Consider the following 22,411-nt stretch of genomic DNA (forward strand, 5'->3'; position numbering starts at 1 on the left):
GCAACTACATCCCTCCAGCCCATGTGATGGGCAAGTTCACCCTGAAAGAACTGCCTTTTCCAGGTTCGCTGGACACATCGATGCTGCCGTGATGGCGTTGAATGATCCCGTAGGACAGCGACAAGCCAAGCCCCGTTCCTTTGCCCACGGGTTTTGTCGTGTAGAACGGATCGAAAATCCGCGGCAAATGGTCCTTTGAAATCCCGCTTCCGGTATCACTCACTTCAACCCAGACCTGTTGCTGATCGACACCAGTCCGCACCGTGATCGTTCCGTGGTCTTCAATCGCGTGGGCGGCGTTGACGATGAGGTTCATGAAAACCTGGTTGAGCTGAGAGGGCATGCATTCGATCTCGGGAATGCCAGCGTATTCCTTGACTACCTCTGCCTTGTATCTGATCTCATTCCTTGCCATGTTGAGCGTGCTGTCCAGGCCCCGCTCCAGATTCGCCCACTGCCTCTCGGATTCGTCCACATGCGAAAAATCCTTAAGGTCCTGGACAATGCGTTTGACCCTTTGCATGCCTTCCATCGACTCGGCCAGCAGACCGACCACATCCTCGCGTAAAAAGGAAATATCAATTTCCCGCTTCAATGCATCGAGAGCCGCCAGGGTCTCTGCCTTCAATTCACCCTCTCGTGCTTCATAGGCAGACAGCATTTTGAGGAGCTCTTCGACATAGCGCTGCAAGCTGCCCAGATTGGAATTGACGAAGCCGATGGGGTTGTTGATCTCGTGGGCCACGCCGGCAGCCAGTTGGCCCAAAGAGGCCATTTTTTCCGATTGCAACAATTGCTCTTGTGCCTGAAAGAGCTTCGCGTTGACCTCGGTAAGTTCCTTGTTGCGGTTCAGCAACTCGGCGTCGATTCGTTTTCGTTCTGTGATGTCCCGCGCGAGGCCCACAAGCCCGATCACGTTTCCTTGCGGATCACGCAGGTGTACTTTCGTAGTCTCCAACCATCCTGGCTCACCCGTGCTCAAATTTGGCACAAATTGTTCACATGCAATCAATGATTCGCCGGAGTGGATCAACGTCTGTTCAACCGCAAAATATTCGGATGCCAATTCCTTGGGGTAGAAATCGAAATCCGTTTTCCCCATCATCTCCTCGGGCGTGCTCTTGCCCATCAGGTTGGCCACGGCCTTGTTGGCCAAGATGAAGCGGCCTTGTGTGTCCTTCGCGTAAATTCGATCAGGCATGATGCCGATGAGGGTACGAAACACCAAGCCCTGAATGTCCTGCGATGCGTCAGTTGGACCGCGCTCACTGTCGGTTGGCTCCCTATCCTGGTTTCCACCGTGAATTTTGTCCGTCGTCATGGAATACCTCTTGTCCATTGCATTGTGCAGATAATCTCTATAACCAACATCCCCGCCATCGGCAAGCCCATGTTTCAAGTCTCCAAATGCATTCCCCAAGGCCAGGGCCTGGCCTCCGTCCTGCTCAAACGCGCGGCCACGGTCGAACTCGACTGGGATGTGCGCCAAAAAAGCCGCTTTGACGCCATGGATTCCCAAGGCCGCGCACTGGGCGTGTTTCTGCCGCGCGGCACGGCAGTGCGCGGTGGCGATGTGCTGGTGGCCGAGGACGGTTCACTGATCAAGGTGATCGCAGCACCGCAAGCCGTGCTGAAGATCACCCACTGCCATGCACACGGCACCCCATTTGACCTGATCCGCGCGGCCTACCACCTGGGCAACCGTCACGTGCCGATTGAGCTCAAGCCCGACCACCTGAAGATCGAACCCGACCACGTGCTGGCCGACATGCTGCGCGCCATGCACCTGATCGTGAACGCGGTGGACGAAGCCTTTGAGCCAGAAAACGGCGCCTATGCTACCGGCGGGCACGCCGGTGGCCACCGCCACGGGCACGACGACCATGACCATGGCAATCACCACCACCACTGACCGCCATGCTTGATTCGAGCCTGATGCAGCTGATGTGGCTGGCCTCGCCGGCCTTGCCGATTGGCGGGTTCTCATACTCAGAATGCCTGGAAGCCGCCGTAGACACTGCGCGGGCTGCTACAGAAAGTGAAGCATCCACTTGGCTGGTGGACCAGTTGCACCTGACACTGGCACGCTCCGACCTGCCCGCCGTGGCCCAGGCCATAGCGGCCTGGCGCGCGAATGACATGCCGCGGGTAGCCGCATTGAACGCCTGGGTGCTGCAAACCCGCGAGAGCGCCGAGCTGCGCGCCCAGACCGAGCAAATGGGCAAGAGCCTGCTGGAATGGCTGAAGAACCACACCACGGCCACCCCTGCGCAAATTGCCGTGCTGGCCGGGCAGTTGCCCACCTACCCCGTCGCTTACGCCCTGGCGGCCAGTGCCACGCAGGCACCGGTGCGCGAATGCCTGTTGGCCTATGCCTTCGGCTGGGCCGAGAACATGACCCAGGCGGCCATCAAATCGGTGCCCCTGGGCCAGAGCGCGGGCCAGCGCATCCTGTCCGCGTTGACCGCCGAAATTCCCGCTGCCATCGACCACGCCCTGGCACTAGACGACGACAGCCGCCAGGCGTTTTCCCCCATGCTCGCCATCCTGAGCAGCCAGCACGAAGTGCAGTACTCACGCCTTTTTAGATCGTAATCGGCCTCTAGCCCCCGTATCCATTGCGCAAGCAGCTCCTTTATTCATAGCAACTACCATGTCCAACCTACACCACATCGCCAATCGCACCAAGAACCTCCCTCCCCTGCGCGTGGGCATAGGCGGCCCGGTGGGTTCCGGCAAGACCACACTATTGGAGATGCTGTGCAAGGCCATGCGCGAACAGTACGACCTGGTCGCCATCACCAACGACATCTACACCAAGGAAGACCAGCGCCTGCTGACCGTGAGCGGTGCCTTGCCAGCTGAACGCATCATGGGCGTGGAAACCGGCGGCTGCCCGCACACCGCCATCCGCGAAGACTGCTCCATCAACCTGGAAGCCATAGACCGCATGCTAGTGGACTTTCCCAACGCCGACATCGTGTTTGTGGAAAGCGGCGGCGACAACCTGGCCGCCACCTTCAGCCCCGAACTCAGCGACCTCACCATCTACGTGATCGACGTCGCCGCCGGTGAAAAAATCCCGCGCAAAGGCGGCCCTGGCATTACCAAGAGTGACCTCTTTGTCATCAACAAGACCGATCTGGCCCCCTACGTGGGCGCCAATCTGGACGTGATGCGCAGCGACACCGAACGCATGCGCAACACCGCCAAAGGCCTCAAACCCTTTGTGATGACCAACCTGAAAGACCTGACCGGCCTGCAGGATGTGATCGCCTTCATCGAAACCAAGGGCATGCTCAAGGCCAGCTAGAATACGCAGCTCTGGAAGCTTGGCCGAGCGGTTTAAGGCACCGGTCTTGAAAACCGGCGAGGATGTGAGTCCTCCGTGAGTTCGAATCTCACAGCTTCCGCCACACCCTCCGCGCCAGCCATTCATACGGCAAACAGCCCCACTGGTCGCCAATTCCTACCCCCTCCGGCAAAAAATTCCGCCTGAAATAGCCCGGACTTCCTATACTTATTTACGGACAGCGCCAGCAAAATAGGGCCACAGTCTGTGAATTGACTAAGGAGGAACGGTATGACACTTCCGACCAGCCGTACGGCGCGGCACCTTACCTTCACCCTCCTCGGCCTGTGCGCAGCACTGGCAGCCTCTTCTGCGTGGGCGCAACCCGACTGCGATCACACGTGCGCCATTCGCTTGGACGCGCGCGGCAGTATCAGATACTTGGGCGGCTCATTGCAGGTGCGCCCCTTCTCTACAACCGACAGCCTTGCGATCAGCAACTCCTCCTACCGCGATGCGACCGGGCTGAGCGCTGACTGGCGTTATCCGCTAGACGGCGGCAACCAGCTCTCTCTGGGCGGAACCACCAGCAACCGGGCCCAATACCCCACGCTGGGAGGTCAAAACCAAGCCACGCAAACCAATACCTTGTCGGTAGGCTGGCTCACTGCTTTAGGAGACGGCAGCACCCTCTTCAGTCTGACTGCGGCAGGGGGGATGGAATTGGCCCCCAGCGGGCGGGAGGACGGTGACAAACAGTTTTTTGGTCCCCGCGCACTGCTCCAGCGCAGCTTCAATGACCGGTGGGGCGCCTACGTCACCTTTGGGGCTACGCGTGCCAGGTATGTGGGCACCAACAGCCTGTACGGCTTTGCGCGGGAAGAATCCCTCTATGACCTGTCCCTGGGGGTCACCTGGGCGGTGAGCAAGGGCATTTCGGTACGGCCCCAACTGAGCTATATGCGCAACATCAGCAATGCCGAGCTATACGGCTACGACAAATCGGACGCCTCCATCAAGGTTCGCCTGGACTACTGACTACCCTTGGCCGGGGATAATTGGGCGTCCATGACCCAAGAAGCCCCGCGACTCTCCCAACAAAGCGCTTTCATTCGTTACTGGCTGGCCCGGCTGGCCGGCATCATGGGCAACCAGATGCTCATGGTGGCGGTGGCATGGCACATGTATGACCTGACCTCCAGCCCCTGGGACTTGGGCCTGGTCGGCCTCTTCCAGTTCGTTCCTGCCCTGGTCATGACCCTGCCTGCCGGCCACCTGGCGGACCGCTTGCACCGTGGGCGTATTTTTGCCGCCTGCATGTTCGTGCAGGCGCTGGTGGGTGCCACCCTGGTTAGTGCTACGGCGGGGCACTTTGCGTCGCGCGAACTGATCCTCGGCATCGCCGTCGTGCTGGGTCTGACCCGTGCCTTCCAGATGCCCGCGCAACAGGCGCTGGTGCCGCTGCTGGTACCACCCAGCTTGCTGGCGCAGGCGGTGGCACTCAGCTCCACGGGCATGGAGATCGCCGTCATCAGCGGTCCGGCCTTGGGCGGTTTGCTGTACGTCACGGGTGCCATCAATGTCTACATTTGCTGCACCGTGCTCATGCTCACCGCGGGGCTGCTGATATTGGCCGTGCGCTACGAACACCGGCCCTCGCACCTGGCGGCCACCTGGGCGTCGCTGTTTGCGGGCGTGGCCTTTGTCTGGCAGCGCAAGCTAATTCTGGGCGCCACCTCGCTCGATTTGTTTGCTGTGCTACTGGGCGGTGCCACGGCGTTGCTGCCCATTTATGCACGCGACATCCTGCACACCGGCCCCGTGGGCCTGGGCCTGCTGCGCGGTGCACCCGCCGTGGGTGCGCTGCTCATGTCGCTGGCCGTAGCCCGCTGGCCACTGCGCCGCTATGTGGGCAAGCGGCTGCTGATTGCGGTGGGCATCTTTGGCTTGGCCACAGTGGTCTTTGGGCTGTCGCAGTACTTCTGGCTCTCGCTCATGGCCCTGGCTGTCACAGGGGCGGCCGACTGCATCAGCGTGGTGACCCGCAGCACGCTGGTACAGCTGGAAACGCCGGATGAGATGCGCGGCCGCGTTTCGGCGGTCAACTCGATTTTCATTGGGGCCTCCAACCAGTTGGGCGAATTTGAATCGGGTGCCACGGCCGTCCTGTTCGGGCCCGTGGGATCGGTGGTGGTGGGCGGCGTAGGCACGGTGCTGGTGGCAGGCCTGTGGTTCAAGCTGTTCCCCGCGCTGGCCCAGCGCGACCGCATGGAAAAGGACTGAATGCCGCCTGTTGCCATCGTCCAGCACCTGGCCGACGACGGCCCTGCGTTCTTTGCCACGTGGTTGCAAACCCGTGGCATCCCCTTCACCCTGCACCGCATGCACCTGGGCGAGGCCTTGCCAGCCGACATCCTGGCTCATTCCGGCCTGTGCATCTTGGGTGGCGCCATGAGCGCCAATGACCCGCTGCCTTACTACCCACGCCTGCTCGACCAGATTCGCCAAGCCATGGTTGCCGATATTCCCGTCATCGGCCACTGCCTGGGTGGCCAGCTCATGAGCCGCGCGCTGGGCGGCACGGTGCAGGCAGCCGAGCAGACCGAGATTGGCTGGACCGACCTGGAGCTTGCCAACCCCGAAGGTGTGACGTGGGTGGGCCCGCACAGCCCTCTGCGCCAGTTCCAATGGCACAGTGAATCCTTCAGCATCCCCGCTGGCGCCATGCCGATGCTGCGAGGAACGTGGTGTGCCAACCAGGCCTTTGTGGTCAACGATATGCATCTGGGCATGCAGTTCCATTGCGAAGTGGACGAAGCCAAATTGCTGGAATGGCTGCGGGATGGCGCAGAGCTCATGCTCCGTACCTCTGGCCCCGCGGTGCAAACGCCGCAAGCAATCCTGCGCACACTGCAGCAGGATCTCGCCCACAGCCAGGCGATTGCCAGCAGCCTCTATGCACGCTGGGCGCAAGGCCTGCGCCGCTGAGTCAACTCGCGGGGCTCAGGTCCACAGGTCCAGCGGCGGGTCGGCCACTACGGCGCGCAGGATGTCGGAGCGCGAGACAAAGCCGGTCACCATGCCTTGCTCATCCACCACGGGCAGGCCGGGCAATCCGGTGTCCAGCAGCACGCGCGCCACGCGGCGGATATCGGTGTCCGCGGCCACGCTGGGCACGGGCGTCCACATCAGGTCCATCACGCTTTGTGCCAGCAGCGCACGCCACACCAGTGGGTGGCTGTCGGCCTTGGGCAGGCGGTCCGGGCGCATCAGCTCGGCCCGTGACAGTAACCCCACCAGCACCCCAGCTACAGAGACCACAGGCGCCTGCCCAATGCCATGCTGGCCCAGCAGCGCCCAGGCTTGCTCCACGTTGAAACTGTCGGGCACGGTGACCACTTTGGCGCTCATGATGGCATCTACCCGCGTCAGCGGCTGGCGTGGCAGCTCCGGTTTGCGCACCTCTTCGTAGGCGGCCAATGCACTGCGGTGGGCCAGGTCTGTGGGGGGCTCTGCGGGCGGTGCGGTCAGCAAGTCGCCAAAGTGGGAGGGGCCGTGGTCCTGCGCGTCCTGTTCGATGGGGGCAACGCCCCGCGCGCGGGCCAGGCCGGTGGTGGCACCCACGCGGCGCAACTCTTCCAGCGTGCCGCGAAATACCCGTCCTGCCGTGCCGTAGACCGAAAACATGATGTCCCCTTTCCGGAGCGTGGGGCTATTCTTGCAGGAAAAGTTCCTGCAAGTCACTCAAAAAGTCGAAGCCACGCACCGTGGGTCGCACGCGCGCAAAGTCGCGTTCGATCAGTCCCTTGCGCTCGGCTTCTTGCAGGCCAGCCTCGATAGCGGTGATGGCCAGGCCGGTGCGTTCAGTGAAATCACGCAGCCCAAAACCATTGCGCAGGCGCAGTGCATTGAGCATGTACTCAAACGGCAGATCAGCACGCGCCACCTCGTTGTCCTGTGCCAGCGCGTTGCCGGCCAGCGCCTGTTCCATATAGCGCGCAGGGTCGCGAAACCGGACTTGGCGCACTACGCGGTGGGCAAAACTGAGCTTGCTGTGCGCGCCCGCGCCTATGCCTAGGTAATCACCAAACTGCCAATAGTTGAGGTTGTGGAAACAGCGGTGCGCGGGCTTGGCATAGGCCGACACCTCGTAGCGCTCCAACCCCGCCACACCCGTCAGCTCGGTGATGTGGTCCAGCATGGCGTAGGCCGTGTCGTCCTCGGGAATCTGCGGCGGGAATTTGGCGAAGTAGGTATTGGGTTCGATAGTCAGGTGGTAGATGGAGATGTGGGGCGGCGCGAACTGCAGCGCCAGTTTCATGTCCACATCCAGCTGCTCCATCGTCTGGCCGGGCAGCGCGTACATGATGTCCAAGTTAAAGGTATCAAACGACTGCGCGGCCTCTTCCACCGCGGCCAGCGCCTGCGCACGGTCGTGCACGCGGCCCAAGGCCTTGAGGTGGTCGTCGTTGAAGCTCTGCACACCGATAGACAGGCGCTTCACACCGGCGCTGCGGAAGGCCTTGAAACGGTCTTTCTCAAACGTGCCGGGGTTCGCTTCCATGGTGATTTCGCAGTTGGCCTCCAACCGCAGGCGCGCGCGGATGTCGGCCAGCAGGCGGTCGATAGACTGCGGCGAGAACAGGCTGGGCGTGCCGCCGCCAATGAAAATGCTGTGCACCGTGCGACCCCAGATCAGCGGTAGCGCGGCTTCCAGATCGGCAATTACTGCATCTATATAACGTTGCTCCTGCAGCCCTGCCGCACTTTGCTCATGGGAATTGAAGTCGCAGTACGGGCACTTCTTCAGGCACCAGGGCAGGTGCACATACAGCGACAGAGGCGGCAGCGCAGCCAGCTGCAAGGTGCCGGGCCGCATGTAGTGCTGGATGTCACGCTGTACCGCGGCTTCTGTTGCACCCTCATGGACCGGCGTGATCGGGATCATGGCCGCTCAGGCCCCCAGCCAGTTGCTGCGGATCAACGCGGCCATGGCTTGCGCAGCGCGGCCCCGGTGGCTGTGCGCGTTTTTCACCTCCACGGGCAGTTGGGCAAAGGTTTGGCCAAACTCGGGAATCCACATCACCGGGTCAAAACCAAAGCCGTTGGTGCCCAGCCGCTCCCGCGCCACCTCACCCACCACACGGCCCACAGCAATCAACGGTTCGGGGTCTTCGGGTGAACGCACGGCCACCAGCGTGCTGACCATCGCACAGCGGCGGTTGTCGATGTCCTGCATCTGCTCCAGCAGCGCAGTCACGTTGTTGTCGTCGCCCTTGGCATACCCGTGCTGGGTGGCGTAATAGGCCGTATCCACCCCAGGCAGTCCGCCAAAAGCGTCCACACACAAGCCGGCATCGTCTGCCAACGCTGGCAAACCGGTGTGCTGGGCGGCATTGCGCGCCTTGGTCAGCGCGTTCTCCACGAAGGTGCGGTAGGGCTCGGGGGCCTCAGGCACGCCCAGGTCGCCCTGGCGCACCAGCGTGCAACCCAATGCACCAAACATGGCCTGCAGTTCGACCAGCTTGCCTTGGTTGTTGGATGCGAGAACAATTTTCATAAAATTCGCCTATAGCCCCCGTACTTATTGCGCGAGCAGCTATTAATTTGATAGCGATTGCTGTTGCAAAGCCATCAGCTCGGTAATGCCTTTCTCGGCCAGCCCGAGCAGTTGGTCCATCTCGGCGCGCGTGAACGCCACGCCCTCCGCCGTGCCCTGCACTTCCACGAAGTGGCCCGCACCTGTCATCACCACATTCATGTCGGTGTCGCAGGCCGAGTCCTCGGTGTACTCCAGGTCCAGCAGCGGCGTACCCTGCACGATGCCCACACTGATAGCGGCCACAGCGGCAATGATGGGTGACTCGGTGATCTTGCCGGCCTTCAGCAAGCCGTTCACCGCATCCTGCGCCGCCACAAAGGCCCCGGTGATGGCGGCTGTGCGGGTACCGCCGTCGGCCTGAATCACATCACAGTCCAGCTGGATGGTGCGCTCGCCCAGTTTCTTCAAATCAAAGATGGCACGCAGCGCGCGGCCAATGAGGCGTTGGATCTCTTGTGTACGGCCACTCTGTTTGCCTTTGGCAGCTTCACGGTCGTTGCGGCTGTGGGTGGCGCGCGGCAGCATGCCGTATTCGGCCGTCACCCAGCCCTCACCACTGCCACGCTTGTGCGGCGGCACGCGCTCTTCCACCGACGCGGTGCACAGCACCTTGGTGTTGCCGAACTCGATGAGCACCGAGCCTTCGGCGTGCATGGTGTAGTGGCGGGTGATGCGCACCGGGCGCAAGGCATTGGCGGCGCGCGCACCGCTGCGAACGAATGCAGTCATGGGAGTCCTTCAGGCAATGGATGCCGCAGCGCGGGCCTCAGGCCTTGCGTGCAGCGGAACGGCGAATCGCCTCGTTGATTTCGGCAATGGAGCGTTCAATGGCCGCATCGTCCAGGTCGTCGACATCAGAGTCCAGCCAGCCGGCCTGCACCGTGGAAGCGAACACACCGTCCTCAATGTTGTCCGTGGAAATAGCCCCGCGGGTGGATTCGAAGCTGTCCGGCGTTTCCCACTCCATGGCGATCAGTGTCACGTTGTCGCAGTGCGGGCCGCCATTGACCAGCGCCATCTCCACCAGATCGGGGGCCGCCACGGGCACGGGCTTCTGCGCCATCTGGTAGACGATGTTGGAATCATCCACCGTGCCCCAGAGTCCGTCGGAGCACAGCATCATGCGGTCGCCCTGCTGCAGCGGCACCGGGCCGGTGATGTCAAACACGGGTTTGGTCGGCGACCCCAGGCAGGTGTAGAGCACGTTGCGGTTGAACACCGCGGCCGCAGACGCCAAAGGGCGTTCCTCGCCTTCGCGCTGCTCCATGTAGGAATGGTCCCGCGTGCGGGCCAGCAGCTCACCCTGGCGCACAAAGTAGAGGCGAGAATCGCCGCAGTGCACCCAGTGCGCAGAGCCGTGTTGCACCACAGCTGCCACCAGCGTCGTGCGCGGGGTATCGGCCAGGTGCTTCTCAGCGGCATAGCGCAAGATTTGCCGGTGTGCGGCCATCACCGCACGGTGAAAGAACGCATTCACGTCCTCAATCTCGGGCGAGGCTTCCTTTTGGTACAGCGCAGAGATGACCTGCAAGGCCATCTGCGCGGCGACCTCGCCCTCAGGGTGCCCACCCATGCCGTCGGCCAGCAAAAACAGGCCCGACGACTTGGTGTAGCAATACCCCATGCGGTCTTCATTTTTTTCACGGCCGCCCTTGCGGCTGATCTGGAAGACAGAAAATTTCATTTGGGTTTGCCCGAGGCCGCCACCGCACCTTGCACGGTCTTCTTGGTGTCCGCCACCATGGAATCAAACTGCATGCGCACCTTCTCGCCCACGGTGAGCTTGGTGTAACGGCGCTCGCCCTCGCGGGACAACTCCTTTTGCAAAGCAAACACCGACTGCGGGCGCGACAGCGGGTCCAGCGACATGCACCACTCCACCACCTCAATCAGGTTGTCGGAATACACACCGCGCAGGCGCGCCAGCGCCGTGGAGATGCGGTCTTTTTCCAGGCGCTGCGGTGCTTCGTTGGGCGGATAGCCTTGCATGCAGGCGTAGATACAGGCCCCAATGGCGTAGATGTCGGTCCACGGGCCCATGGAGGCATCGCGGCGGTACATCTCTGGGGCGGCAAACCCGGGTGTGTACATGGGGCGAATGAAGTTGCCCTCTTTACTCAGCACCTCGCGGGCGGCACCAAAGTCAATTAGCACGGATCGGTTGTCGTCGGTGATGAAGATGTTGGCGGGCTTGATGTCCAGGTGCAGCATCTTGTGCTGGTGCACGATGCGCAGCCCGCGCAGGATTTCATCAAACAGCGATCGGATGGTGGACTCGCGGAACACCTTGCTCTTCTTCTGGTCGCGCGCGGTGACGATGAAGTCCTGCAGGGCCGCCCCCTCCAGGTAGTTCATCACCATATAAACAGTTTCGTTCTCACGGAAGAAGTTCAGCACGCTCACCACCGAAGGGTGGGAGATTTGTGCCAGCGAACGACCTTCTTCAAAAAAGCTCTTCAGGCCCAGCCGGTACAGCGAGAGTTTTTCTGGCTGCACCTGGGGCAGCAGCTCGCCGGGTGCGCGGCTGGCCAGAGAGGACGGCAGGTATTCCTTGACGGCCACCTGCTGGCCTTCCGAATCGAGCGCCAAGTACACCAACCCAAATCCCCCGGCGGCAACCTTGCGAATGATGCGATAGCCGCCAATGATGGTCTCGGGGGGAAGGGGTGCTGGCTTGACCTTTGACATAAATTGCGGGGTATGGGCTCGTCGGTTGCGTGGGAACCGGGTTATTCTCGGGGCCGTTTCAACGCAGCGAGAACCCGTGATGCCAGTTTACAGCATGACTGGCTATGCCAGTGCCCAGCACAGCACAGCCACCAGCACCCCGGAAGGCGAGCCCAAAAACCAGCCCATCACCCAGCTCGGCCTGGAGATCCGCTCGGTCAACAGCCGCTTCCTGGACCTCACGTTTCGCCTGCCTGAAGACCTGCGCCAGTTCGAACCGGCCCTGCGCGAACTGCTGGGTGCCAAGCTCAAGCGCGGCAAGATTGAAGTGCGTGCCTCGGTGGAAACCACCAGCGCCAGCAACATCCCCGACCCCACCCCCAAGCTGCTGCAACGCCTGAACGCTGCGCAGGACAGCATCCGCGCCTGGCTGCCCAGCGCCAACCCGCTGAGCGTGGCCGACGTGATCCGCCTGGCCGCTGCAGAACAAGGCAGCCAGCGCGACTGGAGTGCCGACGTGATGCCGCTGGCAGAAAAGACATTGAAGGAACTGCTGGCCGCGCGCCAGCGCGAAGGCGCCCGCCTGGCCACCATGCTGCTGGGCCACATCACCCAGTTGCGCGCCCTGGCCGAACAGGCCGGCCCGCTGGTGCCCAAGCTGGTGGAACAGCAGCGCACCCGTTTCATGGAGCGCTGGAAAGAGGCCATGGCCCTGACCGACGGTGCCACGCTGCCCGAAGCCGCGCAAGACCGCGCACTGACCGAGGCTACGGCGTTTGCCATCCGCATCGACGTGGCCGAAGAAATCACCCGCGTGAACTCTCACTTGGACGAGCTGGAGCGCCTGATCAAAAAAGGCGGCGAGATCGGCAAACGGCTGGACTTTTTGATCCAGGAGCTGCACCGCGAGGCCAACACCATGGGCTCCAAATCAGCGGCACTGGAGCTGACGCATATCTCGGTGGACATGAAGGTGTTGATCGAACAAATGCGTGAGCAGGTTCAGAACTTAGAATAAGGCGACTTCAGCCACCCGCTTTATCGGAGCCAATGTCAATGGACTACCCCGGAAATCTCTTTGTCGTCGCAGCCCCCAGCGGGGCGGGTAAGTCCAGTCTGTGCAAGGCGCTGCTAGAGCTGGATTCCCGGCTGCAGCCCTCGGTGTCCCACACCACGCGCCCGCCGCGCGGCCAGGAAAAGCACGGGCGCGAATACTTCTTTGTCTCCCAGCAAGAATTTGACGCCATGGTGGCCGCTGATGCCTTTGTCGAGTGGGCCCATGTGCACAGCCAGCGCTACGGCACCTCCAAGAAGGCGATTGAAGACCGCATGGCCCAGGGCGCGGATGTGATCCTGGAAATCGACTTCCAGGGTGCCGTGCAAATCAAAAAGGTCTTTGCCAACGCGATCTGCATCTTCATCCTCCCCCCCAGCTGGGAAGAGTTGCGCTCCCGGCTCGAGCGCCGGGGTGAAGACTCGCCCGAGGTCATCGACATGCGCATGAAAAACGCCCAAATCGAGGTGGCCCAGGTCGCGAAATTCGACTTCGTTATAATCAACGAGTTATTTGACCGTGCGCTTTTCGACCTGAAAGCCATCGTCCACTCTCAGCGGCTCAAAATTTCGGCACAGCGCCGCGCCCGTGCCGAGACATTCCAAGCGCTGAACATCCTCTAGTTTTCCCGGAGATTTCCATGGCCCGCATCACTGTTGAAGACTGCCTCGTGCAGATCCCCAATCGCTTCCAACTGGTTCTGGCAGCCACTTACCGCGCCCGCATGCTCAGCCAAGGCCACACCGCCAAAATCGAGAGCAAGAACAAGCCAGGCGTGACCGCTTTGCGCGAAATCGCGGCTGGCAAGATCGGCATTGAGATGCTGAAAAAAGTGCCTCTCTGAGCCACTCCGCTCTCAAAAAAGCACCGCTTGCGGTGCTTTTTTTCGTCTGTACAGCAGCGCTCTGATCTGCACGCTACATTTACGCCATGGGTAGCACTCCACATCTCACATCCCCCGCTGCGGCTGCCAATGCAGTAGCTGCCAGTTTTGCCGGACTAACGGCCAAGCTGGACTACTTGAGCCCCAGCGATGTGGAGCAGGTGCGCCTGGCCTACCGGTTTGCCGACGAGGCCCACCTGGGCCAGATGCGCAACAACGGCGAGCCCTACATCACCCACCCCATTGCCGTGGCCGCCCAGTGCGCCGAATGGAAGCTGGACGCCCAGGCCCTGATGTCAGCCCTGTTGCATGACGCCATCGAAGACTGTGGCGTCACCAAGACCGAGCTCATCGAAAAGTTTGGCTCACCCGTGGCCGAGCTGGTGGACGGCCTGACCAAGTTGGACAAGCTGCAGTTCAACACCCGCGAAGAAAACCAGGCCGAGTCCTTCCGCAAGATGCTGTTGGCCATGGCGCGCGATGTGCGCGTCATCCTGATCAAGCTGGCCGACCGTTCGCACAATATGCGCACACTGTCAGACATGCCGCGCGCCAAGTGGGGGCGCATTGCCTCCGAAACGCTGGACATTTACGCACCCATCGCGCACCGCCTGGGCCTGAATCAGACCTACCGCGAGCTGCAGGATCTCTCGTTTCGCCACCTACGGCCTTGGCGATATTCCATTTTGGCCAAGGCCGTGGCCAAGGCACGCAGTCGTCGTCGCGACCTGATCCAGAAGGTGCAAAAAGAAGTCGAGACCGTGTTTGCCACGGCCAACATGCCGGTGCGCATTGCGGGCCGCGAGAAGACGCTGTACTCCATCTACAAGAAGATGGACGACAAGCACCTGAGCTTTGCCCAAGTCACCGACATTTACGGCTTTCGGGTGCTGGTACCCAATGTGACCGACTGCTACACGGCTCTGGGCCTGCTGCACCAGCTCTACAAGCCCGTGCCCGGCAAGTTCAAGGACCACATTGCCATTGCCAAGGTCAATGGCTACCAGTCGCTGCACACCACGCTGGTCGGCCCGGCCGGCATCAACGTCGAGTTCCAGATGCGTACCGAGGCCATGCATGTGGTGGCCGAATCGGGCGTGGCAGCCCACTGGCTCTACAAGGTCAACAACCCCGAAGATGCGTCCAACGACCGCCTGGGCACCAAGTGGCTTCAGTCGCTGCTGGACATTCAGGACGAAACGCGCGACGCCGCCGAATTCTGGGACCACGTGAAAGTGGACCTGTTCCCCGATGCGGTCTATGTGTTCACCCCCAAGAGCCAAATCATGGCGCTGCCACGCGGTGCTACGGTGGTGGACTTTGCCTACGCCATCCACAGCAATGTGGGCGATCGCACTACGGCCGCGCGTATCAATGGCGAACAGGTGCCTCTGCGCACAGAGCTAAAGAATGGCGATGTGGTGGAAGTGGTGACCGCGCCGGTGTCCACACCCAACCCTGCCTGGCTGGGCTTTGTGCGTACGGGGCGTGCACGTTCCAAGATCCGCCACCACCTCAAGACGATGGCGCAGACCGAGTCGGAGAGCCTGGGCAGCAAGCTACTGACACAGGCCCTGCGCGCCGAAGGCATCGAAGGCTTCCCCGATGAGGACCCCAGCTATAGCGCGCTGTGGGACAAGCTGCTGCGCTTCACCGGCAACAAGACGCGCGAGGAGCTGCTGACCGATATTGGCCTGGGCAAGCGCATTGCCAACATCGTAGCCAAGCGCCTGGTAACCCTGCTGGCCGACACCGGAGAACGCCCCGACGCGCTGCTGCTGACGCGCGAGCGCTTCACAGCGCACGAATCCACCTCGCTGGGCTCCATCACACTGGATGGCAGCGAAAATGCCTCGGTGCAGTTTGCGCCCTGCTGCCGCCCCATCCCCGGTGATGCCATCGTTGGCTATTTGGGCCGCGGCGAGGGCTTGGTGGTGCACCGGGAAGAGTGCCAGGTGGCACGCAAGCTGCAGAACAAGGACAGCGAGCGCTTCATTGGTGTGGAGTGGTCCGATGAGCCGATCCGCCCGTTTAAAACCGGCGTGGTGGTGACCGTGAACAATGGCAAGGGCGTGCTGGCCAAAGTGGCTGCAGCGCTAGCTTCGGCCGAGGCCGACATCCTGCACATCGACATGGGGCAGGACGGTGTGCAGGACGCCTCAGACCTGCGTTTCTTGGTTGCGGTGCGTGACACGGCCCACCTGGAGACTGCGCTACGCAACCTGCGCCGTACGCCCTCGGTACTGCGCGCAGAGCGCAGCAGCAACACAGCAACCAACAACAGTTAGTTGGATGCAGGTGCCGGGTAGACCACCCGCAACACCTCAATGTCGCCCACGCGGTCGGGCATCACCAGCTTGAGTTCATCGCCCACGCGCGCCTTGAGCAGGGTGCGGGCGACTGGGGAGATCCAGCTCACCTCACCCAGCGCGCTGTTGGCTTCGTCAATGCCTTTGATAGTGACGGTGCGCTCCACGTCCTGGTCATCCACATACGTAACCGTGGCGCCAAAGAACACCTGGTCGTTGCCATGGTGCACGGTGGGGTCGGTTACTTCGGCAATTTCCAGGCGCTTGGTCAGAAAGCGGATGCGGCGGTCAATCTCGCGCAGGCGCTTTTTGCCATACAGGTAGTCGCCATTCTCGGAGCGGTCACCATTGCTGGCCGCCCAGTGCACCACTTCCACGATCTTGGGGCGCTCGTTGTCGATCAGGTCGAGTAACTCGTCGCGCAGCACGGCATAGCCTTGGGGGGTGATGTAGTTTTTGCCACCCGACGGCAGCGCAGGCAGTTGCAGCTCCTCGTCGTCGGTGCCCGTGTCAGACTCTTTGGTAAAGGCCTTGCTCATGATTCCGTTCAATGCAATCCACGGCACTCCGCGGCTGGTTTCATTCTATCGATGACAGCCTTTGCATTGCGACGGATCCATGCCCTGTTACTTGGCAAATGCGTAGCCCGTGCGGTCACGCTTGGCCGCATACATCGCGGCATCTGCCTCGTTGATGAGTGCATCCACTGTTAGCCCATTTCTGGGAAACAGCGCAATACCAATACTCGTCAGCACACTGATGTTGCCGGTACTGAGCTGGCACGGAAGCTGGACCCGATGGATGATTTTTTGGGCGAGATTGGCAACGGTCTGCTCATCTGCCGCTCCCATCAACAGGTACAAAAACTCATCGCCACCCAGCCGACTGACGGTGTCGTCATTCCGCGTGTTTTCCTTGAGTCGCTCTGCGATGGTCTTCAACACCGCGTCGCCCGCATCGTGTCCATGGGTGTCATTCACTTGCTTGAAACCATCCAGATCCAGAAACATGACGGCCAACGCCAAGTCGTGCCGCCGCGCCTGTGCCAAGCCATGTTCCAGGCGGTCGTTGAATAGTGTGCGGTTCGGCAACCCCGTCAGAGGGTCGTGCAAGGCTGCATAGCGCGCCACTTCTTCCTGCTGGGTGACCAAGGCCAGCTCCGCATCGAGGGCCTTGCGCTCCTTGATCTCGCTTTCCAAGGCCTGGGTGACCAGAACCAACTTGTCCGACGCGTCTTGCACCTTTTCTTCCACGGCTTGGCTCTGCGCCAGAGCTCGCTTGACCTCTTGGGACTGGGCCTGCGCGCTTTGCTGTCCCAACACGGAATTGAGGGTGGACAACTCCAAGGCGCTCTCGTCTACCAACGCCTGCACATGCTCCGCCTGACCCAACACGGTGCTGAGAGAGTCGCTGCGTATGGCGGGCTGCGACGGAGACGGAGAGGAAGGGGCCATGGGAGCTTACCTGAACGGAACGTACCCCAGCCTAGCGGTTTGGCAAGCATCAGACTGTGCGGCAGCGCACACAACGTACAGAAACGAAAAAACCCTAGAACATTACTGTTCTAGGGTTTCACGTTTGGTGCGGCTGGCAGGAATTGAACCCACGACCCCTTGGTTCGTAGCCAAGTACTCTATCCAACTGAGCTACAGCCGCTAAGCATCGTATTCTAGCACGAAGTTTTTTGGGCTTTCTGGAAAACCCGTAGAAACTTTTGCAACCCCCGATTCCCGGGGGCGCTAGCCCCCAAGTTTACGCGCTGCGCAGCCCCAGCAGGCTGCGCGCCTCCGCCGGGCTGGCAATGGCACGACCCGCACGCTGGGCGCAAGCGGCCAGTTCGGTGATGAGGGCGCCGTTGCCTGCTGCACGCTCACCGTTGGGCAGATAGAAGGTATCTTCCAGGCCGGTGCGCAACATGCCGCCCAGATCGGCAGTCTTCTGGTGTACGGGCCAGATCTCGGCGCGACCGATCAGCGTGGTCTGCCAGATGCTGTCAGCGGCCATGTATTTGGGCAGCAGCGACAGCAGATCCGCATCACAAGGCATGCCGGAGGCCACACCCATAACCAGGTTGTACTCGGCGCGACCCATGGCGGGCTTGAGCATGCCGTTCTTCAGATACATGGTGACCGAGCGGACGATACCCACATCAAAGCATTCGAACTCGGGGTGCGTGCCGGCCTCTTCCATCACGTCCAGGAACTGCTGCACCTTCGCCACCGGGTTATCGAACACCATGGGCGGCCAAGCCCACGAGCCGTCCTCCTTGAGCTTGAGGTAGTTCAGGCTGCCCGCATTGCAGGCCGCGATCTCGGGCTTCACACGACGGATGCAGGCCAGCGGGCCGCTGATGTCCTTGCCCACGACGCCGGTGGTCAGGTTGATGATGACCTCGGGACAGGCTTCGCGAATGGCATTGACGATGCTCTCGGCCACATCCGGGTCCCACGAGGGCATATGGCCCATGCCCTCTTCCTGACTGCGCATGTGGATGTGCATGATGCTGGCGCCCGCATTGAAGGCGTCGCGCGCCTCGGCCGCCATTTGCGCCGGTGTGACCGGCACGGGGTGTTGCTGGGGATTGGTGAGCACGCCGGTCAGCGCGCAGGTGAGTATGGCTTTGTCCATCATGCGTCCTTCTTGATCTCAAGTTCAACCAACAGTGCGCCGAATTCCACCTGGTCGCCCGCCTTGGCATGCACAGCCTTCACCGTGCCTGCGCTCTCGGCGCAGAGCCACATTTCCATCTTCATGGCCTCCACACACACCAGCTGTTGACCATCTTGCACCGCGTCGCCCGGTGCCACCAACACCTGTGTGACCTTGCCAGCCACCGGAGACCGCGCGCGGCTCGCGTCCTTGAGCGCGTCGGCATTCGGGAGGGCAGACACTTCGGTGAACACATGGCTATGGCCTGCGTGGGCGAGGTGCAAGTCGGCGCCTACAAACATGGCAATCGCGGTTTGGGCCACACCGTCGAGTTCAAGCCGCAACACGCCTTCGGCAAACTGCAGAACCCGTGCGGATGTGGTGTGGCCAGCGATGGTGACGGCCACCACGCCATGACGGTCCGGCAGCACGCGCACCGCACGCACCTTGTCTGCGGTCTGCAGTTGAAAGCCGTAGGCCGCCACGCTGTTGGCGCGCCAGCTGCTGCCGTGTTGCATGGCCAGAGCCACTGAGGCCACGGTCCACGCGGCATCGCTGGCCACGGGCGCCTGCAACAATGGCTCGCCCTGCTCCACCCAGTGGTCGATCAGCGTGGTGGTCATCTCGGCCTTGCGGAACGCCGAGTGGTCCACCAGGTCACTCAGAAAGCGGCCGTTGTTCTTCAGGCCCAGCAAGGGCGTATTGGCCAACGCGGCGCGCAGACGGCGGATGGCATCATCCCGGTCGCGGCCGTGCACGATGATCTTGGCGACCATGGGGTCATAGAAGGGCGAGACTACGCTGCCCTGGCGGATGCCGTCGTCCACCCTCACGCCACCATGCAGCGCGCGCTCCGGTTGCCACCAGGCCACGGTGCCGGTCTGCGGTGCAAAGCCGGTGTAAGGGTCTTCCACATACAGGCGTGCCTCGATGGCGTGGCCGGTGAGCGTGATGTCTTCCTGCCTCGCGGGCAGCACATCGCCGGCGGCTACCTGCAGCTGCCACTCGACGAGGTCGTAACCCGTGATGCATTCGGTCACCGGGTGCTCCACCTGCAGGCGCGTGTTCATCTCCAAGAAATAGTGATTGCGCTTGTCGTCCACGATGAACTCCACCGTGCCGGCGCCGCGGTAGCCCACGGCCAGCGCGGCGGCCACGGCGTCCTGGCCCATGGCGGCGCGCATGGCAGGACTCACCAAGGGCGATGGTGCTTCTTCAATCACCTTTTGTCGACGGCGCTGGGCGGTGCAATCGCGCTCGCCCAGGTAGACCGCATTGCCATGCGCGTCGGCAAACACCTGGATCTCGATATGGCGGCCGTTGTCGATGAGGCGCTCCAGCATGAGCGTGCCGTCGCCAAACGCGTTAATGGCTTCGCGACGTGCGCCGTCTATGCCCTGTTGCAGCTCAGCGTCACTACGCACAAGCCGCATGCCGCGGCCGCCGCCCCCGGTCACGGCTTTCACCAGCAGCGGGTAGCCCAGCTTCTTGGCCTCGGCCGTCAGCGTCACGTCGCTTTGGTCTGCGCCCAAGTAGCCGGGTGCACACGGCACGCCCGCTTCCAGCATGCGGCGCTTAGCCAGGGCCTTGTCGCCCATGGCGGTGATGGCGCTGGCGGGCGGCCCGATGAAGACCACGCCCGCATCGGCACAGGCCTGCGCAAAGGCGGCGTTTTCACTCAGGAAGCCATAGCCCGGGTGCAGCGCATCGGCGCCGGTATTGCGCGCGGCGTCAAGAATCGCATCGAACTTCAAATAGGACTGCGCGGCGGGCGAGGGGCCGATGTGCACCGCCTCATCAGCCAATGCCACATGGGGTGCATCGCGGTCCGCATCGCTGTACACGGCCACCGTCTGGTAGCCCAGCTTGCGCGCGGTGCGGATGACGCGGCAGGCGATCTCGCCGCGGTTGGCGATCAGGATTTTGGAAAAGCTCATGTCACGGCCCATTGGGGTTTGCGTTTCTGGATGAAGGCAGTCATGCCCTCTTGCCCTTCCGGGCCCTGAGCGGCGTGGGAGAAGATGGTGGCGGCTTCCTCCACCAGATCGGCCGCAGCCGTAAAGCGCGCCTTGCGCATCAGCGCCTTGGTGGCGGCCAGTGCGCCCGGTGCACAGGCTAGGATGTCTGCCAGCGTCTTGTCCAGCGCGGCGGCAATGCCTTGGGGGGTTGTCACCGTATGCACCAGTCCCACCGTCAACGCACCTGCAGCATCGAGCCGCCCACCAGTGACGGCCAGGCGCTTGGCCTGCGAGTAACCCAGACGCTCCACCAAAAAAGGCGCAATCTGCGCGGGCACCACACCCAGTGAGGTCTCGGGTAGACGGAAAGCGGCGGTGTCACTGGCAATCGCCACGTCGACCACGCAGGCCAAGCCAAAGCCACCGCCCATCACTGTGCCCTCCAGCACCGCCACCACGGCCAGCGGCGTGCTGGCATAGGCTGCACACAGGTGGCCAAAGGCGGCGTTCACCTCGGCAATCGGGTCAGGCGCGCCCTCGGCGCGTTGCATGGCGCGCATGCGTGCACCGGCCATGTCTTTCAAATCGGCCCCGGCGCTGAAGTGCCCGCCCTCGCCGCGCAGCACGACCACACGCACCGCGTCCGGCGTGCCCGCCGTGGCCTCCGCCGCTCGGAGCACCTGCTGCAGCTCGGCCACCATCTGCAGCGACATGGCGTTGCGTACCTCGGGTCTATTCAAGTAAATATGCAGGCTAGCCCCCGTGGATACTGCGCGAACAGCTCCTAATTGCATAGCATCTATGGCGTGCTGCATGGTGTGCATCTGGCCTCAGGCCTTGCCCGGCAACGTGCCTTCGAGCTTGCAGATGATGCCCAGCATGATCTCGTCCGCACCGCCACCAATCGAGATGAGGCGGCTGTCGCGGTAGGCCTGAGAGATGGGGTTGTCGGCCGTGAAGCCCATGCCGCCCCAGTACTGCAGGCAGCTATCGGCCACTTCGCGGCTCAAGCGCCCGGCCTTGAGCTTGGCCATGGAGGCCAGCTTGGTCACATCCTTGCCGCCCACATACGACTCCACCGCGCGGTAGGTCAGCGCGCGCAAGCACTCCACCTCGGTGCGCAGCTCGGCCAGGCGGAAGTGCACCACTTGGTTGTTCAGAATCGGCTGGCCAAAGGTCTTGCGTTCGCGCGTGTAGGCAATGGTCTGGTCGATAAGGTTGTCCAGCGAGCGCAGGCTGCCGGCGGCGCCATACAAGCGCTCTTCCTGGAACTGCAGCATCTGCAGCGTGAAGCCCATGCCCTCCTGGCCGATCAGGTTGCGCTGGGGCACGCGCACGTTGTCAAAGAACAGCTGCGCGGTGTCGCTGCTGTGCATGCCGATCTTCTCGATCTTCTGGCGCGTGATGCCGGGCGCATCCATGGGCACGATGATGAGGGACTTGTTTTTGTGCACCGCGCCTTCGCTGGTGTTGGCCAGCAGGCAGCACCAGTCGGCCTGCATGCCATTGGTGATCCACATCTTGGAGCCGTTGATGACGTAGTCACCGCCATCCTTGCGTGCCGTGGTCTTGAGGGCGGCCACATCAGAGCCGCCCCCCACTTCGCTCACACCAATGCAACCCACCATGTCGCCCGCAATGGCCGGGGCCAGGTAGGCGGCGCGCAGCTCGTCGCTGCCAAAGCGCGCCAGTGCCGGGGTGCACATGTCGGTCTGCACACCAATCGCCATGGGCACGCCGCCCACATTGCAGTCGCCCAACGCCTCGGCCGCCACCATGGAGTAGCTGAAGTCCAGCCCCATGCCGCCAAACTCCGTGGGGTACTTGATGCCCAGCAAGCCCAGATTGCCCATCTTCTTGAAAAGTTCGTGTGCCGGAAAGATGCCGGCCTTTTCCCATTCAGCGGTGAAGGGGTTGATCTCATTGGCGACGAACTTGCGCACCGTGTCAGAGATTTGCGTGTGTTCAGGGGTGAATTTCATGGGTGTCTTCTCGCG

At 62.1% G+C, this 22,411-nt stretch carries 23 protein-coding genes and 2 tRNA genes; 11 read left to right on the forward strand and 14 right to left on the reverse strand.

Going from position 1 to position 22,411, the window contains the following annotated elements:
- Positions 1-4: 4 nt before the first annotated feature.
- Positions 5-1,321, reverse strand: coding sequence for an ATP-binding protein (locus tag AC1DZ5_RS01295; protein ID WP_477885260.1), 1,317 nt, complete (start codon positions 1,319-1,321; stop codon positions 5-7).
- Positions 1,322-1,390: 69 nt separating this feature from the next.
- Between AC1DZ5_RS01295 and ureE the strand changes: the two genes are divergently transcribed.
- The 7 genes from ureE to AC1DZ5_RS01330 all read left to right on the forward strand — a co-directional run bounded on the left by ureE (position 1,391) and on the right by AC1DZ5_RS01330 (position 6,280).
- The gene (gene ureE, locus AC1DZ5_RS01300; RefSeq protein WP_477885262.1) at positions 1,391-1,912 is read left to right on the forward strand and encodes an urease accessory protein UreE; all 522 of its coding nucleotides are present in this window, start codon (positions 1,391-1,393) and stop codon (positions 1,910-1,912) included.
- 5 nt (positions 1,913-1,917) lie between these two features.
- Positions 1,918-2,595 (forward strand): urease accessory protein UreF, encoded by a 678-nt coding sequence (locus tag AC1DZ5_RS01305; protein WP_477885264.1) that lies wholly within the window; start codon positions 1,918-1,920, stop codon positions 2,593-2,595.
- Between the two features lie 58 nt (positions 2,596-2,653).
- Positions 2,654-3,313 (forward strand): urease accessory protein UreG, encoded by a 660-nt coding sequence (gene ureG / locus AC1DZ5_RS01310; protein ID WP_477885266.1) that lies wholly within the window; start codon positions 2,654-2,656, stop codon positions 3,311-3,313.
- A gap of 13 nt (positions 3,314-3,326) precedes the next feature.
- Positions 3,327-3,416 (forward strand) — tRNA-Ser (locus AC1DZ5_RS01315).
- Between the two features lie 167 nt (positions 3,417-3,583).
- Positions 3,584-4,330 carry a hypothetical protein gene (locus AC1DZ5_RS01320; RefSeq protein WP_477885268.1) on the forward strand — a complete coding sequence of 249 codons (747 nt, stop codon included), beginning with the start codon at positions 3,584-3,586 and terminating at the stop codon, positions 4,328-4,330.
- Positions 4,331-4,360: 30 nt separating this feature from the next.
- Positions 4,361-5,575, forward strand: a complete 1,215-nt coding sequence (locus AC1DZ5_RS01325; RefSeq protein ID WP_477885270.1) for an MFS transporter — start codon at positions 4,361-4,363, stop codon at positions 5,573-5,575.
- Positions 5,576-6,280, forward strand: coding sequence for a type 1 glutamine amidotransferase (locus AC1DZ5_RS01330; RefSeq protein ID WP_477885272.1), 705 nt, complete (start codon positions 5,576-5,578; stop codon positions 6,278-6,280).
- A gap of 15 nt (positions 6,281-6,295) precedes the next feature.
- On the opposite strand, the gene AC1DZ5_RS01335 is transcribed toward AC1DZ5_RS01330, so the two are convergent.
- The 6 genes from AC1DZ5_RS01335 to AC1DZ5_RS01360 are packed head-to-tail and all read right to left on the reverse strand — an operon-like array spanning position 6,296 to position 11,582.
- Entirely contained in the window at positions 6,296-6,979 is a 684-nt protein-coding gene (locus tag AC1DZ5_RS01335; protein WP_477885274.1) for a CBS domain-containing protein, read from the reverse strand.
- Positions 6,980-7,004: 25 nt separating this feature from the next.
- Complete coding sequence (hemW, locus tag AC1DZ5_RS01340) at positions 7,005-8,240, reverse strand: radical SAM family heme chaperone HemW (protein WP_477885276.1); 1,236 nt, start codon at positions 8,238-8,240, stop codon at positions 7,005-7,007.
- Between the two features lie 6 nt (positions 8,241-8,246).
- Positions 8,247-8,852, reverse strand: coding sequence for a non-canonical purine NTP pyrophosphatase (locus tag AC1DZ5_RS01345; RefSeq protein WP_477885278.1), 606 nt, complete (start codon positions 8,850-8,852; stop codon positions 8,247-8,249).
- A gap of 42 nt (positions 8,853-8,894) precedes the next feature.
- Positions 8,895-9,623 (reverse strand): ribonuclease PH, encoded by a 729-nt coding sequence (gene rph / locus AC1DZ5_RS01350; RefSeq protein ID WP_477885280.1) that lies wholly within the window; start codon positions 9,621-9,623, stop codon positions 8,895-8,897.
- A gap of 37 nt (positions 9,624-9,660) precedes the next feature.
- The gene (locus AC1DZ5_RS01355; protein ID WP_477885282.1) at positions 9,661-10,578 is read right to left on the reverse strand and encodes a PP2C family protein-serine/threonine phosphatase; all 918 of its coding nucleotides are present in this window, start codon (positions 10,576-10,578) and stop codon (positions 9,661-9,663) included.
- Positions 10,575-11,582 carry a serine/threonine protein kinase gene (locus AC1DZ5_RS01360; protein ID WP_477885284.1) on the reverse strand — a complete coding sequence of 336 codons (1,008 nt, stop codon included), beginning with the start codon at positions 11,580-11,582 and terminating at the stop codon, positions 10,575-10,577. Before AC1DZ5_RS01360 ends, AC1DZ5_RS01355 begins: the two co-directional genes overlap by 4 nt.
- A 79-nt stretch (positions 11,583-11,661) precedes the next feature.
- On the opposite strand from AC1DZ5_RS01360, the gene AC1DZ5_RS01365 reads away from it, so the two are divergent.
- From AC1DZ5_RS01365 to AC1DZ5_RS01380, 4 genes are all read left to right on the forward strand, one after another.
- The gene (locus AC1DZ5_RS01365; protein WP_477885286.1) at positions 11,662-12,579 is read left to right on the forward strand and encodes a YicC/YloC family endoribonuclease; all 918 of its coding nucleotides are present in this window, start codon (positions 11,662-11,664) and stop codon (positions 12,577-12,579) included.
- A 38-nt stretch (positions 12,580-12,617) separates the two neighbouring features.
- Positions 12,618-13,238, forward strand: a complete 621-nt coding sequence (gene gmk, locus AC1DZ5_RS01370) for a guanylate kinase (RefSeq protein ID WP_477885288.1) — start codon at positions 12,618-12,620, stop codon at positions 13,236-13,238.
- 17 nt (positions 13,239-13,255) lie between these two features.
- Entirely contained in the window at positions 13,256-13,459 is a 204-nt protein-coding gene (rpoZ, locus tag AC1DZ5_RS01375) for a DNA-directed RNA polymerase subunit omega (protein ID WP_477885290.1), read from the forward strand.
- Positions 13,460-13,545: 86 nt separating this feature from the next.
- On the forward strand, positions 13,546-15,786 hold the full coding sequence (locus AC1DZ5_RS01380) for a RelA/SpoT family protein (RefSeq protein ID WP_477885292.1): 2,241 nt from the start codon (positions 13,546-13,548) through the stop codon (positions 15,784-15,786).
- On the opposite strand, the gene greB is transcribed toward AC1DZ5_RS01380, so the two are convergent.
- The 7 genes from greB to AC1DZ5_RS01415 form a co-directional block, all read right to left on the reverse strand.
- Complete coding sequence (greB, locus tag AC1DZ5_RS01385; protein WP_477885294.1) at positions 15,783-16,346, reverse strand: transcription elongation factor GreB; 564 nt, start codon at positions 16,344-16,346, stop codon at positions 15,783-15,785. The genes AC1DZ5_RS01380 and greB overlap by 4 nt on opposite strands.
- Positions 16,347-16,433: 87 nt before the next feature.
- A complete protein-coding gene (locus AC1DZ5_RS01390) occupies positions 16,434-17,261 on the reverse strand; it encodes a diguanylate cyclase domain-containing protein (protein WP_477885297.1) in 828 nt (275 codons plus the stop codon).
- A gap of 125 nt (positions 17,262-17,386) precedes the next feature.
- A tRNA-Arg gene (locus AC1DZ5_RS01395) sits at positions 17,387-17,463 on the reverse strand.
- A 96-nt stretch (positions 17,464-17,559) separates the two neighbouring features.
- Positions 17,560-18,438 carry a beta-keto acid cleavage family enzyme gene (locus tag AC1DZ5_RS01400; protein WP_477885299.1) on the reverse strand — a complete coding sequence of 293 codons (879 nt, stop codon included), beginning with the start codon at positions 18,436-18,438 and terminating at the stop codon, positions 17,560-17,562.
- Positions 18,435-20,393, reverse strand: coding sequence for an acetyl/propionyl/methylcrotonyl-CoA carboxylase subunit alpha (locus tag AC1DZ5_RS01405; RefSeq protein WP_477885301.1), 1,959 nt, complete (start codon positions 20,391-20,393; stop codon positions 18,435-18,437). The genes AC1DZ5_RS01400 and AC1DZ5_RS01405 overlap by 4 nt, the downstream gene beginning before the upstream one ends.
- A complete protein-coding gene (locus tag AC1DZ5_RS01410) occupies positions 20,390-21,238 on the reverse strand; it encodes an enoyl-CoA hydratase/isomerase family protein (RefSeq protein ID WP_477885303.1) in 849 nt (282 codons plus the stop codon). The genes AC1DZ5_RS01405 and AC1DZ5_RS01410 overlap by 4 nt, the downstream gene beginning before the upstream one ends.
- A gap of 6 nt (positions 21,239-21,244) precedes the next feature.
- On the reverse strand, positions 21,245-22,396 hold the full coding sequence (locus AC1DZ5_RS01415; RefSeq protein WP_477885305.1) for an acyl-CoA dehydrogenase family protein: 1,152 nt from the start codon (positions 22,394-22,396) through the stop codon (positions 21,245-21,247).
- Positions 22,397-22,411 lie beyond the last annotated feature (15 nt).

This window comes from Rhodoferax sp. P1_F3, assembly GCF_056405715.1.